This window comes from Lewinella sp. LCG006 (assembly GCF_040784935.1).
Classification (GTDB): Bacteria; Bacteroidota; Bacteroidia; order Chitinophagales; family Saprospiraceae; genus Lewinella.
This window is the reverse complement of the sequence record NZ_CP160680.1, coordinates 5,170,638-5,185,545: the sequence shown is the minus strand read 5'-3', so window position 1 is coordinate 5,185,545 and position 14,908 is coordinate 5,170,638. Positions and strand designations below refer to the sequence as shown.

11 protein-coding genes are annotated in these 14,908 nt (G+C 50.1%); 5 read left to right on the top strand and 6 right to left on the bottom strand.

Features of this window, described 5'->3' with window-relative positions:
• Positions 1–202: 202 nt before the first annotated feature.
• The gene (mnmH, locus tag AB0L18_RS18600) at positions 203–1,255 is read right to left on the bottom strand and encodes a tRNA 2-selenouridine(34) synthase MnmH (RefSeq protein WP_367388816.1); all 1,053 of its coding nucleotides are present in this window, start codon (positions 1,253–1,255) and stop codon (positions 203–205) included.
• 23 nt (positions 1,256–1,278) lie between these two features.
• Positions 1,279–2,676, bottom strand: coding sequence for an exonuclease domain-containing protein (locus tag AB0L18_RS18595; protein ID WP_367388815.1), 1,398 nt, complete (start codon positions 2,674–2,676; stop codon positions 1,279–1,281).
• A 4-nt stretch (positions 2,677–2,680) separates the two neighbouring features.
• Here AB0L18_RS18595 and AB0L18_RS18590 point away from each other — a divergent pair, with 4 nt between their 5' ends.
• Entirely contained in the window at positions 2,681–3,934 is a 1,254-nt protein-coding gene (locus AB0L18_RS18590) for an exo-beta-N-acetylmuramidase NamZ domain-containing protein (RefSeq protein WP_367388814.1), read from the top strand.
• Between the two features lie 96 nt (positions 3,935–4,030).
• On the opposite strand, the gene AB0L18_RS18585 is transcribed toward AB0L18_RS18590, so the two are convergent.
• Positions 4,031–4,864: an MBL fold metallo-hydrolase gene (locus tag AB0L18_RS18585; RefSeq protein WP_367388813.1), complete on the bottom strand. Its 834-nt coding sequence runs from the start codon at positions 4,862–4,864 to the stop codon at positions 4,031–4,033.
• Positions 4,865–4,959: 95 nt separating this feature from the next.
• Here AB0L18_RS18585 and AB0L18_RS18580 point away from each other — a divergent pair, with 95 nt between their 5' ends.
• The 3 genes from AB0L18_RS18580 to sppA all read left to right on the top strand — a co-directional run bounded on the left by AB0L18_RS18580 (position 4,960) and on the right by sppA (position 9,432).
• Positions 4,960–6,276, top strand: coding sequence for an AAA family ATPase (locus AB0L18_RS18580; RefSeq protein WP_367388812.1), 1,317 nt, complete (start codon positions 4,960–4,962; stop codon positions 6,274–6,276).
• Between the two features lie 8 nt (positions 6,277–6,284).
• Entirely contained in the window at positions 6,285–7,550 is a 1,266-nt protein-coding gene (locus tag AB0L18_RS18575; protein WP_367388811.1) for a tetratricopeptide repeat protein, read from the top strand.
• Between the two features lie 112 nt (positions 7,551–7,662).
• The gene (sppA, locus tag AB0L18_RS18570) at positions 7,663–9,432 is read left to right on the top strand and encodes a signal peptide peptidase SppA (RefSeq protein WP_367388810.1); all 1,770 of its coding nucleotides are present in this window, start codon (positions 7,663–7,665) and stop codon (positions 9,430–9,432) included.
• Positions 9,433–9,799: 367 nt separating this feature from the next.
• Here the strand turns inward: sppA and AB0L18_RS18565 are convergent, their stop codons facing one another.
• Complete coding sequence (locus AB0L18_RS18565; RefSeq protein ID WP_367388809.1) at positions 9,800–10,582, bottom strand: enoyl-CoA hydratase/isomerase family protein; 783 nt, start codon at positions 10,580–10,582, stop codon at positions 9,800–9,802.
• Between the two features lie 392 nt (positions 10,583–10,974).
• On the opposite strand from AB0L18_RS18565, the gene AB0L18_RS18560 reads away from it, so the two are divergent.
• On the top strand, positions 10,975–11,877 hold the full coding sequence (locus AB0L18_RS18560; protein ID WP_367388808.1) for a hypothetical protein: 903 nt from the start codon (positions 10,975–10,977) through the stop codon (positions 11,875–11,877).
• A gap of 300 nt (positions 11,878–12,177) precedes the next feature.
• On the opposite strand, the gene AB0L18_RS18555 is transcribed toward AB0L18_RS18560, so the two are convergent.
• A complete protein-coding gene (locus AB0L18_RS18555) occupies positions 12,178–14,388 on the bottom strand; it encodes a molybdopterin cofactor-binding domain-containing protein (RefSeq protein WP_367388807.1) in 2,211 nt (736 codons plus the stop codon).
• 17 nt (positions 14,389–14,405) lie between these two features.
• The gene (locus AB0L18_RS18550; protein WP_367388806.1) at positions 14,406–14,867 is read right to left on the bottom strand and encodes a (2Fe-2S)-binding protein; all 462 of its coding nucleotides are present in this window, start codon (positions 14,865–14,867) and stop codon (positions 14,406–14,408) included.
• Positions 14,868–14,908: the final 41 nt, after the last annotated feature.

Here is a 14,908-nt window from a genome sequence, read left to right as displayed (position 1 = left end):
AGGATAATCAGAGCTTTTTTTTAACGCATTGTTGGCCTCTTTCCGTTTCACGCGGAGAGAGGGTGTGAAAGCGTGTCTTCTCCCGAGAAGGAAGGAGATGTGTGGTGATCGGACCAAAGGGTGGGTCCCGCCATGCGGGCCGTGGGGAAAGTGGATCATAGGGAAAAGTCAGCATTCCTGGTAAAATGAGATGAACGGGTATTCACTTCATCAAAGCTCCTCCTTGCTCTTCCTGCCAAGCCAGCAGCGCTTGCGCAATAGCTTTGGGATCATTTTGCTCGGGCGCTAGGATCCAGTTAGGTTTTTGCCCGTTTTTCTCCAAACTGGCGTGATAGGCTTTATCGTAGTATTGGAGTGCAATACGCGCTGCCGTGGAAAAATCATCTTTTGCTAAGGCTTCCAATGCAGTATTCAGATGCTGCCCTCCCAAGCGTTTACGGATTCTTTCAAAGGCCAATACTAAGTCTTCTTTTTTAAAATTGGCATAATCCGCCACCAGGTTCTCGATCCGCCACGCCAATGGGATATCCAATTGCACCAAGGGGGCATTCAACATCTTTTGCCACAACTCATTGGGCAAATACACCCTACCTATGGATTTGCTTTCGTTTTCCAACCAAATGGGTTGGCTATGCGCTCCTAAACCATGAAATTGATGAAAGAGGTCATTCTCAAATTGTTCTACCGTGGGCTGCTCTTCTTCACCTAGTGCACCGAATGAAGACCCTTTGTGGTGGGCCATCGCCTCTAAATCCAGAATGTTTCCGCCTAAGGCCTGCAATTCGTGCAGAATTTTGGTCTTCCCCGAGCCCGTGGGGCCACCCAGCATAAAAAGGGGAACTTCAAATCCGGCGAGATTTTTGCGCCCTGTATTTCGCAGTGCTTTGTAGCCTCCTTCAATGACCAACACTTCTTTAAAAACTTTGCTTAGCAGCCAGGCCATACTTTGTGAGCGTTGGCCGCCACGCCAACAGTGGACCGCAATTTTATCTCCAGCGGTTTGTGCCCGCGCTTCTTCTACATACCAGCGCATCTTCTTTCCCGAGAATTCCAAACCTCGAAGAAAAGCTTCATCCGGGCTCGTCTGTTTGTACAGCGTTCCTACTTCTGCTCGTTCTGCATCCGTAAATAAGGGCAAACTTTTCGCACCAGGCCAGTGTCCCGCAACAAACTCCCCCGGAGATCGCACATCAAACAAGGGCGGCTTTGGTGCCTGGTCAAACCAGTCTTGCGGAGATATTATTTTAATCGACAATGGTACTTCTTTTATGCGGTTGCTTACAAAGCAATGATCTTTGCTTTGGGATGGTCATTGATAAAGCGCTGAATAATACGGGCAGTATCCGGATAACCGGGATAGGTTTTTATCGCTTCCATTAGGGTCTCACGGTCAGCAGCCTCTTCAGTGGAAATATAACCAAATCCGGCAAAATGCCCCTCCTGGACCAAAACTACAGATTTTTCCTCCGAATGCCGACCCTCATCCAACAACAAAAAGTCACTGTCAAAAACCGTGCGCAAGCGCTCTTTGGCCAACAAGGCCCGCTCATTGTAAGTTTCCACCTCTTCTTTTCCTGCACATGCTCCGCGGCATTGCTTGAGGTGGTAATGAAAACAAGCACCAGTACCCGGAAACAGATGACAAAATCGGGAACACAACTCCAGGTCCTTGACCAAAAAATTGAGCCGCCCCTTGGCCCGCGACATCGAGGGGTACTCAGAAATTACTTCATACTTTTCACGGGTTTCTGCATTGTTTCGAATCACATCAAAACAGAGAAAACCCTCTTCATTGGTATAAGAATGGATCGCAAAAGGGAACTTGGAACGCCGCTGTGCCCGGTTTATCGGAGGCTTGAGACGCTTTATCTCGTAGGATTCCAACAACAAGGCGATCAACTCGCTGCCGGTTTCTTCATAACTAATGTCCGCCACCTGTTGCTGCAGTCGCCGCCCCTTATCGGTCTGATCGGCAAAGTGTTCGGCAATGCGCTTCTTGATGTTGATGCTCTTACCAACGTACACCACATCACCCGCTTTGTTGTACAAATAGTAAACACCGCAAGATTCAGGCAACCCGTGTATTTGCTCCAGCTTTATCCCCGTCGGGAGCTTGGATTCCTTGATCCCCATATTGACCATCACCCGCACTTCCTCCTGGTTTTGTTCTTTGTCCAGAATCCGTTCCAGTAAATTAGCGGTGGCCAAAGCATCGGCCAGTGCCCGGTGACGCGCATCCGTTGGAATACCAAAATGGCGAATAAGGTTTTCTAAACTATAAGAAGGTAAACCCGGGAAAGCTTTCCGCGACATCCGAACCGTACACAACTGCTTGCGCGTATAGGTATAGCTTAGCCGCTTGAACTCTTCCCGCAAAAAGCCGTAATCAAAGCGTACGTTGTGTGCCACAAATATGGAACCTTCCGTAAATTCCACAATATCACGAGCTATCTCGTGAAAAAGCGGAGCATCTTTCACCATCTCTTGATTGATACCCGTCAGCTGTACAATCCCCGCGGGAATGTACGTCTCCGGATTGAGCAAACTCTCGTAAGTGTCGATTATTTGCTTACCATCGTGGATAACAATGCCGATTTCTGTAATTTTATCGCGGGAGGCTCGTCCACCCGTTGTTTCCACGTCTACTATTGCAAATCGCTGATCTTTCTTAGCCATGATTATGATGTACAACGCAAAAATAAAAATTTTTGTTCTACTTTTTGCCTTCTGGCAACAAGCTTGTGTAAATACAGACCTCCAAAGTCGTGGCGATGCTACGCCCCCGGAAGCTACCGCTGCCCAGAACGGCCAGGAAGAGCAGGTAGATCAAACGCTTCAAGTAGGAGCTGCACAGTTGCAAGACTACCTCCCCATGCTACGTGGAAAACGGTTGGGTTTAGTGGTCAATCAGACCTCCACCATTGGCAAAACCCACCTGGTAGACACCCTGCTCCATTATCAAATAGACATCAAAGCGGTCTTTGCGCCCGAACATGGCTTTCGCGGCAACGCCGACGCCGGAGAGAAAATAGCCGATGGACGCGATCCGCAAACCGGTCTCCCCATCATCTCGCTCTACGGCAACCACAAGGAACCCACCGCAGAAGATTTGCAAAATATCGACTTACTGATCTTCGATATCCAGGATGTCGGCGCTAGGTTTTATACTTATATTTCTACCCTTCACTACGTGCTCCAGGCAGGTGCCAAACACAATGTCCCAATAATTGTACTCGATCGCCCCAACCCTAATGGACATTATGTGGATGGCCCTGTTCTCGATCCAAATTTTCAGTCTTTTGTCGGTATGCATCCTGTTCCCGTTGTCCATGGTATGACCGTGGGAGAATATGCACAAATGATCATCGGTGAAAACTGGCTGGACAATGGGCTTCAACCCCAGCTTACCATCATCAAATGCACCAACTACACCCACCAAACCCCTTACGATCTTCCCATCGCCCCCTCCCCTAACCTCCCCAACATGAGGGCTATCTATCTCTATCCCAGTCTATGTTTTTTTGAGGGTACGGTCTTTAGTGAAGGGCGGGGCACCAACACCCAATTTCAAGTATACGGACACCCTGATTTCAACATTGGCAGCTATCAGTTCACCCCCCGTAGCGGCCCTGGATCGAAGTACCCCAAACTCGAAAATCAGATTTGCAATGGGGTATCGCTCGTAAGTCTTGCTCCCGAAGCCATACGTGCCGAAGGCCAGATCAACCTCTTCTACTTGCTACAAGCCTACACGCATTTCCCTGATCAGAAAAACTTCTTCCTCCCCAACCATTTCATCGACAAACTGGCCGGGAGTAGCCGTCTCCGCGAACAAATCACCGCCGGCTGGAACGCCGAACAAATCCGCGCCTCTTGGCAGGATGACCTCGAAACCTTCCGTCAGGTGAGGGCGAAATACCTGTTGTATAAATAGTTTCTGAAGCACCAAGGCCACTTAAGTAGTGAAAAAGAACCTCTAATATGTTCTTATATGCTCTTGTATGGTTCAATAAAAAAATCCTTTTATGGTTTAAATCCCCCCGCCTAACTCCCTCTTGGCCAAAGCCAGGTTGGCCTGGTGGTACTTCCGTTGGATGTGCTGAAAATGGGGGTATTTTTGCCACAATTCCGTTTCCGGAAAAACTCCCTCCTCCCTCCCGTGAGCTATTAATGCGTCTAAATACCATTGCGATTCCTCCCAACGAGATTGCATTTCTTGCTTATCCTGCTTCACGGCGCCGTGGCCAGCTACCAAGGTCTTTACTGGCAAATCATTGAGCAGACGGCCTAACAACGACAGTGTTTTTTGGTAAGCCAACACACTGTAATAGATAAACGGAAACTCCACGCCACAGAGATAGTCGCCAGTGATAAGGGTGCCACTGGCTTCGTGAAAAGCGATCAAGCCATCACGGTTATGACCTGCGGCCTGATAAAAGTGGTAAATATCACCTGATAATTCATGTTGCTCAGCAGGCTGCGCAATGACCAAATCCGCTTTTTCAGGATAACTCACTGGCCAGGGCGGCACAAGGTAGTACTGGTCGTAAAACTGCCGAATTTCTTCCAGCTGCTGATGCCATTCCGGATTGCTCAACAAAGCCTGCGAGACGATGACCTGCGCCTGATCGCGAAAGCGTTCGTATGCGATGATGTGGTCATAATCTGAATGCGTAAAATAGAGATATAGCGTCCGATTTCCTTGCAATTCCTCTACTTTCCTGGCGATCTCTTCTACCTCCGAGGGCAACCAATTCGGATCGACAAGCAATAAATGGCGCTCACCAATGACCAAGGTGCAAGTCGTTTGCATCAATTCACTCTCAAAAATAACTAGTTTTTCGTGTTCAAAGCTTACTTTCATGCCTTCAAGTTCTGCATTAGTGACGGAACAAAAATAACTAGTTTTGGAAATGAGGAAAGATTTAGGAATTTTACAGTTAAGAAAACAACTCCTTTATGGATCAAAATGCTATCAATAATCTTCGCGAAGCACTTGCGCACTCTCCTGACAACATTCCGCTGCGTTTGCACCTCGCCCAATCGCTCGCTCAATTGTTTCAGTACCAGGAAGCGGAGCAAGAGTTCAAGGCCGTTTTACGATTAAGTCCTCAGCACCAAGAAGCTAAATTCGGTTTAGCGCAAGCCTATTTTCATCAGGAAAAACACGGCGTTACCGTTGTTGTTTTGGAAGAGTTGCTACAACTCGCCCCCGACGCTGAAAACTACAAGCTCCTGCTCTGCCGCGCTTACCTGCGCAACGATAACAAAGCCGAAGCACAGCAGGCTTTCCAGGAGTTGGTGCGTGCCAACCCTACTCTACGCGACGAAGAATTGGACCAAGCTTTCCGCAATTTCCACTTCGACGCTTCCGCCGATGCCGATGATGGTATTGATGAAGATGCCCTTCGAGGCAGCCGCCCCAGCATCAACTTCAAACACGTGGGCGGCATGGATCGCGTCAAGGACGAGATCAGCCTCAAGATCATCAAACCACTGGAACACAAAGAACTGTATGCTGCTTACGGCAAAAAAATCGGTGGTGGTATCCTGATGTACGGCCCTCCCGGTTGTGGAAAAACCCACCTGGCACGAGCAACCGCTGGAGAAATCAATGCCGATTTTATCAGCGTAGGTATCAGCGACATCCTCGACATGTGGATTGGCAGCAGCGAAAAAAACCTGCACCAGCTTTTCGAACAAGCTCGAGCCAATGCACCTTGCGTACTCTTCTTCGATGAAGTAGATGCCTTGGGGGCCAGCCGTTCTGATATGCGCCAGTCTGCTGGTCGGCAATTGATCAATCAGTTTCTCGCTGAGCTGGATGGTGTCGATGCCAACAACGACGGTCTGCTCGTCATCGGCGCTACCAATGCCCCCTGGCACATGGATCCCGCCTTTCGTCGCCCCGGTCGTTTCGACCGCATCCTTTTCGTAGAACCACCCGACCAAAAAGGAAGGGAAGCCATTTTGCAAATCATGCTCGCTGGCAAGCCAATGGGCAAAGTGGATTTATCTGCCGTTGCGAAAAAAACCGAAGGCTTCTCCGGAGCAGATCTGCAAGCCGTCATTGACCGCTGTATTGAAGATAAACTCAAGGCTTCGTTCAGCTCCGGCATCCCTGAACCCATTGACACCAAAGACTTGCTCAAAGCTGCGAAAGACCACAAAGCCACTACCCGCGAATGGTTCAACACCGCCCGTAATTATGCGCTTTACGCCAACGAAAGCGGCCTTTACGACGACATCCTCACCTACCTGAAAGTCAAGAAATAACCCTAGCTATGAGCAACGACCACAGTCTGCAAAAGGCCCGACTTTATTACAACCAACATCGTTTTCCAGAGGCAGAACGGGAAGTACGTCAGCACCTAAGTGCAAACCCTGACGAAGTGTATGCCCTCTTCCTATTGGGTGATATCCTCTCGGCCCAAGACCAAAATGAAGAGGCGCTAGAGATCAATTCACGGGCGCGCGGGTTCAGCCCCAATGATGACGAACTCATCGCCCAGCGAGCACTCATCCTCTTTCGCCTGGACCGTGAGCCGGAAGCCATTGAAGAAATTCAAAACGCCATTGCACTCAACCCCGTCGCAGGGGCTTACCGTGGCGTTTTAGGCGAACTAAAATTGGCAACTAAAGACTACGAAGGAGCGCTCGAAGCCGCCAATATCGGCCTCAGCCTTGATCCAGAAGACACCTTTTGCCTCAATGTCCGCGCCAGAGCATTGGTAAAATTGGAAAAGGCCGAAGATGCCCTCCATACCATTGCTACCTCCTTGGAATACCAACCAGAAAACAGCTATACCCACGCCAACCTGGGCTGGTCAAAATTGGAAACCGGCCGTGCACAGGAAGCACAGGAGCACTTTGCCGAAGCCCTGCGGCTACAACCCAATTTCGAATACGCCCAACGAGGGATGATGGAAGCCATCAAAGCCAAAAACTTCTTTTACCGGCAGTTTCTACGCTATGTCTTCTGGATGAACCGCCTTACGGCCAAGTACCAGTGGGCTTTTATCATTGGTATTTACCTGGGTTACCGCGTCGTCAGTAATATAGCACAGAACAATCCAGAATGGGCACCCTTCCTTAATCCAATCCTTTACGCCTATATCGCCTTTGCCCTGTCTACGTGGTTTTTTGAACCCATCTCCAACCTGTTTCTCTTTTTGCATCCTTTCGGCAAGTACCTGCTCAAACCGCAAGAAAAAATCAGTGCCCGACTGGTAGGAGGTTTTCTCGCGATCGCCTTGATCTTAATCGGCATTCATTTCTTTACGGAGGTGGATCACGAAGGGTATCTCTTCTCGGGCATTGGTGCCCTCGCCATGATGATCCCCCTCTCCTCCATGTTTGCCGGAAGAGCACCCAAAGATCAACGTATCCTGGTGGGATCAACCATCTTGCTGGGAGTATTATGGCTCTTGGGTTTAGTCACGATAATACTGGGAAATCATGTCTTAGCCGACAACCTCATGATGTACCTCTTCATTGGTATTTTCCTTTATCAATGGCTGGCCATCGCAAAAAGCAGTAGTAGGTATTAATTTTCGTCTACGAAACTTTGTTTTTCATCGAATAAAGGGCCACATTCGATAGGTGGTAGATACCTTGCGGCATTAATTTTTCTGCAAATTTCGCGTTCCCAAACAAAACAGCATGCGTCAATTTTTCAAGTTTCTTTTCGCTTCTTGCCTGGGCACTCTCATTGCCCTATTCGTCATCTTCTTTATCGTGGCAGGTAGCATCAGTGCCTTGGCCAGTAAAGCAGATCAGGAAGCCCCCGTCAGTGCAAATTCTGTCTTGCACCTCAAACTGAATATGCCCGTCCCTGAATTGATGGACAACGTAGAAACCGCAAGTTTTGAGCTTGACCCCGAACGTGCACTTGGCCTACGCGACATCATTAAAGCCATCGAAAAGGCGAAAAATGACGACAAAATCAAAGGCATCTTCATCGAACCCGAAATGCCCGTAGCCAGCTTTACTACGCTACGTGCTATCCGGGCTGCTTTAGCCGATTTCCGCACCAGCGGTAAATTTATTTATGCCTATGCTCCTTACTATGCACAAGGAGGTTACTACCTTTCATCAGTGGCCGACAAGGTTACCTTAGCACCATTAGGAGTCGTTGACTGGCGAGGTTTTGCTGCACAATACCCGTTTTTCAAAGATGTACTCGACCGAATCGGTGTGGACTACGAGGTATTTTTTGCGGGCCGCTACAAAAGCGCTTCCGAACCCTATCGCCGCAACAACATGTCGGAGGCTAGCAAGGAACAAACCCGCGCTTTCCTCGAAGAAATGTACCGCCTCATGCTCGAAGATGTGAGCGAATCCAGGGAACTTTCTACAGGCGTCCTTGATCAACTGGCAGCTACCTACGCTGGTATCGATCCCGATGCAGCCCTCAGCAGTGGATTGGTAGATCAGGTGATATACCGGGAAGAACTTATGAACCAACTGCGCGAACAAATCGGCCTCGACAATAATGATGAGATCAACTTTGTAAAGCTGAGCAGCTACTACAATCCCATGCTGGAGGAAATAAATTCGGGTGGTGGGAAAATCGCCCTACTCATGGCCGAAGGAGTGATCGTCGATGGTAAAGGCCAGGTTGCACAGGTGGGAGACAAAACTTACGTAAAACTTATCCAGGAACTCAAAGACGACGACAATGTGAAAGCCGTCGTACTGCGCGTCAACTCTCCCGGCGGCAGTGCCATGGCCTCCGACCACATCTGGCAAGCCCTTATGGAGCTCAAAGCCAGCGGCAAACCGCTAGTGGTTTCTATGGGCGCTGTGGCCGCTTCAGGTGGCTACTATATTGCAGCGCCTGCCGATCATATCCTCGCCGAACCCAGCACCATTACCGGAAGTATTGGTGTTGTGAGTGCAATTCCACAGTTTCAGGAATTGCTTAAACAGAAAATTGGCATCCACTTCGACAGTGTCAAAACAGGCCCCTTCGCCGCAGGTATCAACCCCGCTTTCGATATGTCGGAAGGTGAAAAAGCCCTCCTGCGCGCTCGCACCCAAAAGATGTACGAAACCTTCCTCAGCAGAGTAAGTACTGGCCGCAAAATGCCCCTTGCCGATGTGGATAGCGTGGCCCAAGGCCGCGTATGGGTAGGCACCACCGCTAAAGAAATTGGCTTGGTAGATGAGCTCGGTAACCTCGACGATGCCATCACCAAAGCAGCAGCATTGGCGAGCCTGGATGAGTATCACACCACCACCTACCCTACTCCCCAACACCCCTGGGAACGATTCGTCAATGACCTCATCAATCCCCAGGATGCTATGCAAAAAATAGCCATCAAGGAACAGCTAGGCAGCTTCTACCCTTACTACCGTTACCTAAAGGAAATGTCTGATGGCCAGGGTATGCAGATGCGCTTGCCCTTTATGATGGAGGAAGGATTTTGATCATAAGGGTGAGAAACTAGCCGCAAACAGGAAAACAATCCCTAACAGCCCACTCTATCCTCCTTTGGAGGAGGTGTCCGAAGGACGGAGGAGGACAGCCCTCACCGCAAGGTCTGTCCTCCCTCGTTCATCTGGATCGGTCCCTCCAGAGGGACACATTTTGGGGGCACTAGTGGAAAAAAACTTCCAAAACGCCGTGTCTCAGTGCCTCCGTAGCAAGAAACTAGCCACTAAAGCTCCAAACCACAAAAAAAATCCTTGCAATTCCGTGTTCCTGCCTGCAAGGCCAGCTTGCTGGCAGGCAGGTTAGTGCTTTAGTGGCTAAAAAACCTCGGTACGTGCATGGCTAAAAAAGAGACAACCGCACCTACTTCCCCGTAAAATTAGCCGCCCGCTTCTCTACAAAAGCCTGGGCACCCTCCTTGAAATCTTCGGTCTGGGTGACCTTGCCGAAACCAGCTACCTCATTGGCGAAGCCATCAGTATCGTACTGAAAATAGGCGTTGATGGCTTCAATCACCTGAGCGATAGCACGCGGGCCTTTGGTGGCAATCTTTTGGAGTAGCTCCTTGGCCTTAGCAACCTCCTCACCGGGTGCTACTACGTAGTTCACCAAGCCCAGGCCTAAGGCATCTTCCGCGCCGAGCATATCGCCTGTCATCATCAGCTCGGTAGCTTTGGTTTTACCGATATACTGGATCAGTCGCTGAGTACCTCCGTAACCGGGGATAATGCCAAGGTTAACTTCCGGCTGCCCAAAACGGGCTTTCTCTCCAGCGATACGCAAGTGGCAGGCCATGGCCAATTCGCAACCGCCCCCCAAAGCAAAACCCTGGATAGCCGCAACGACCGGCACCTGTGAACGCTCAATCAGAAAAAAGACATCTTGTCCACGCTGGGCCATATTTGCACCGCCTTCTCCTTCCAGACTCGTAAATTCTTTAATATCGGCCCCCGCTACAAAGGCACGGTCGCCAGCTCCGGTAAGGATGACCCCAAGAACACCCGAACGCTTGGGCAGGTCCTCTCCGAAAAACTGCGCCAAATCACTCATCGTTTGTTGGTTCAAGGCATTGAGCGCCTTCTCGCGGTTAATCGTAACGGTAAGGAAAGGCCCCTCTTCGGTCACCAGCAGATTTTGGTAGGACATTTTATTTGGTTTTATTTTGCGCAAAGGTAAAACAGTTGCCCTTAAGCATAGTGAGTCAAGGAGATTTTTTTGCAGCCTGCCGCTAAGCGACCGCACCAAACAAAGGAGGTAACACCAAAGCGGCACCGCGCTATCCGCTCTTATGCACCTGCGCTGTGCTTCGGTGCATACCGCTTCTATCGCTGGCTGTGCTCGCTCCGCTGCGCTACATAAAGGTTGCGTTAAACTCTTTACCTTCCTTCGTGTCTTTGCGGTAGAATGATAAAAAATTGATTCTCTGACAATTTTTGTGATTAGTGTCAATCGAAAACAAAAATCACGTTCCTTTTCAGTCACTTACGATTTTTTCTTTAGCTTGACCACAAAAATTGTCAGAGAAGGAGTTTAAAAAAATGAAAACACCAAATATAAAAACTACCATCTTAGGCACAGTCCTATTTTTCCTCACATCGCTTGCGTGTGCCCACCCAACAGGAAACATGATCACTACAGGTGAGCATGTGCTATGGCCATATATAAGCCCAATAAATGACCCAAATCATTTTGCCTGTGTAATGCTTTGGACGAAAGGTGCTCAACCAAAAGTTTTTATTCAATCCGAGTATACGGCAAGTGACTATATGCTTTATAATAAGCAAAATGAAATCTACATTATCGAGAGGAGGTTTCTGCAAGCAGCTGATGAATTTCATGTAAGGGTTTTAAAATCTACAATTGGTTCGCAACCAAAGGTCATTTGGGATTGGTTCAAAGACGATTACAGGATTGGAGAAGGTGGATTTTTTATGCTTTCTGACCATCAAATGGTTTTCGGAAAATACCCTGAAATATGTAGCATGGAAAAAGGAGAAGAACCTACTACGTATTTCAAATTTGACAATCCCATAAAAAGAATTCGAGCAGTTGAGCAGGATCAAATCCTTTTATTAGGGGAAAACGCTTGTTATTTGGTACAACAGAATGGAAACATCATTAAACAATGGAATGACCTCATTAACCCTACTGTGGAAAATGCACCAATGAACCGAAATCAGGTATTTGACGCAGATTATTCCAACGGAGAGTTACTGCTTTCTTATTGGGGCAGAAGGTCTTTCGATTTAATTAATGCCCGTGGAAAACGTAAAATCATCCTACAGCAAAGTGAACCCTATACCCCTCATTGGGTAGCATTATGGAACCAAGAAAAACTATTGTTTTCATCGCAATTGATTTTTGACGGAAGCACGCCTAAGCCTCACTTAATCCTGTTGGACGAACAAAACAACCAACACCTAGTATGGAACACAGAATGAAAAGACGCATTTATGGATAAAAACTAACGCCAACTATTGCTAATGAAATTCAAGAGCTTAGCCTAAGCTCACGGTAATGCTAATCACAAGCTCCCACCTCGCTTTCGTCTCGTAACCGAAGTACGGTTTCCCAAGCGCAGCGGAGCGAGCACAGCCAGGGATAGCAGCGGTATGCGCCGCAGCACAGCGCAGGCGTATAAGAGCGGATAGCCCGGCCCGGCCCACAAGGCCGGGGGATGCCAAATCATTGACCTCCCCTGACTGGTTTATCCGCTCTTCAGGTCCTTACTAAGTCAAACTTTATCCCAGCACTTCCTGGGCGTTCACCTCAAAGGGCTGGTGGTACAAGCGCTGCCCGGTAGCTTTGGCCAGGGCATTGGCCAGGGCGCCGATCACGGGTGGCAAGGAAGGCTCACCAAGGCCCGTGGGATCGATGCCGTTTTCGACGAAGAAGACCTCAATTTCGCGAGGGGCTTCGTTGTGGCGAATCAGGCGATACTTGTCGAAGTTGCTTTGCTGGGGCTGACCATTTTCAAAGGTGATGGCACTGTACATGGCGTGACCGATGCCGTCGATGATGCCGCCTTCGATCTGATTGATAGCTCCCTCGGGGTTGACTACGATGCCACAGTCGACGGCACACCAAACCTTGTCGACCTTGGGGCGATCCTTCTCCATGACCACATCTACCACCTGTGCGACGTAGGAGTTGTGGCAGTAGTACGCCGCCACGCCCCGGTATACACCAGCGCGTTCGGTACCCCAGCCAGCTTTTTCCTTGACCAACTTCAGGACGCCGGCGTAGCGCTCGGCTTCGTAGTCGTTGTCCTTGCCTACGGGTTGTTTAGCGGCACGATCAAAGAGTTCCAGGCGGAATTCGATGGGATCTTTGCCCGCTGCTTCGGCCACCTCATCAAGGAAAGCCTGTTCGGCACCCGCGATGAAATTGGACCGTGGTGCACGCCAGGCGCCGGTGGAGATATTGGACGTTTTTTCCAGGTTTTCGGCCAGGTAATTATCGACCGCTCCGGCGGGGAAGCGGTTGGCAAAAACGGGGCTACCATCGGTGCCTGCGCCGCGTACGTGGAAGCCAATGAGCTGGTTCTCTTCATTGAGGGCTGCCCGGTACAAGACCTGATAATCAGGGCGATAAGTACCTTGTGTCATATCATCCTCGCGGGTGTAGACCAGTTTTACAGGAGCCTCCATCTCCTTGGAGATCAGGGCCGCTTCGGTACCGAAATGACCGTAGAGTCGGCGACCGAAACCGCCCCCCATGCGGGTCATCATGATGGAGACTTTCTCTTCGGGCAAACCTACCATGGCGGCTACCGTAGGCCGCAGAAACTCGGGCGTCTGGATAGGACCTTCCAGTTCGGCGTGGTCGGCGGTGACGTGCGCAAAGAAGTTCATCGGCTCCATGGTGTTGTGCGCAAGGAAAGGGGCCGTGTAGGTTGCCTCAATCACTTTGGCCGCCCCGGCGAAAGCCCCTACGGGATCACCATCTTTGCGCGCGGCCTCCTTGGGTGCCGTTTCCATCAGGGCCTCCAGGGCTTGCTGCAGTTCTATGCTGTTTTCCGGGAAGCTGTCTTGCTCCCACTCTACCTGGAGTGCCTTTTTGGCTTTCATGACCTGCCAGGTTGTTTCGCCCACAATGGCTACTAATTCGGGAAAAGCATTGGTATCTGACCACTGTTTTTCGACGCCTTCTTTGTCGAAGTTGATGGTAAACACCTTGCGAATACCGGGCATACTGCTGACGGTGCTGGCGTCATAACCCTTGAGTTTCATGCCAAAAGCGGGCGGGTGGATGATCATCGCCGTGAGCATGCCTTCGCGCTCAACATCGAGGCCGAAGAGGGGCTCGCCCTTGACGATTTTGGGGCCGTCGACGTTCTTGGTTCTTTTGCCGATGATCTTGAAATCAGCAGGGTCTTTGAGGGCTATTTCTTCAGGAACTTCCATGCCTACAGCCGCAGAGGCAATCTCGCCGTAACCGATGGACTGGCCCGTGGCGGCGTGGGTGATCAGGCCCTTGTCGGTGGTCAGTTCTTCGACGGGCACCTGCCATTTGTCGGCAGCAGCGACGAGCAAAAGATGGCGGGCCGTAGCACCAGCCATGCGCAAGCTTTGCCAACCATGCCGAATCGACTGGCTACCACCCGCCAGCTGACGGGTAAACTTATTGGTATCGAGGCCGGCTTGCTCTACGATGACATCTTCCCAGGCTACATCGAGCTCTTCGGCGACGATCATGGGCATGGCCGTTTTTACATTTTGTCCGATCTCTGGGTTGGGTGACATGATGGTGACCAGGCCGTTGTCGCCAATTTTGAGGAAGCCATTGATATCAAACCAGTTATCTGGCATTTGGCGGGCGACCTCTTCGGCGATCTCAGATTCGGCGGGCGTACAGCCGGCCAGCCAGCTGAAACCGAGTACTAAGCCACCACCAGCAGCAGCCGACACTTTGAGAAAGGACCGGCGATTATGTTGTGTTTTAACTTTCATTGTTCTGTTTTTTGGGATTAGCTCATTTTTTCAGCAGCCGTCTTGATGGCTTTCTGGATGCGGGTATAGGTGCCGCAGCGGCAAATGTTGCCATTCATCCGAGCGGCGATTTCCTGGTCGCTGGGATTGGGCGTATCGGCCAGCAAGGCGGCGGCATTCATGATTTGTCCGGCCTGGCAGTAGCCACACTGGGGTACATCGTGCTCGATCCAGGCTTGCTGAACCGGGTGATTGCCCTTTTCGGAAAGCCCTTCGATGGTGGTAAGCTCCTGACTACCAACGGCGGAAACAGGCACGGAGCAGGAACGCATGGCCAGTCCATCGAGATGGATGGTGCAAGCGCCGCACTGGCCGATGCCGCAACCGTATTTTGTACCTAATAATTTAATATGATCTCGGAGCACCCAAAGCACGGGGGTATCTTCGGCAACCTCCACCTGGTGAACTTTCCCGTTGACACGGAGACTATAGCTTGGCATATCTTTGAAATTTAATGCACTGATAATTTTGATAGCCTAAA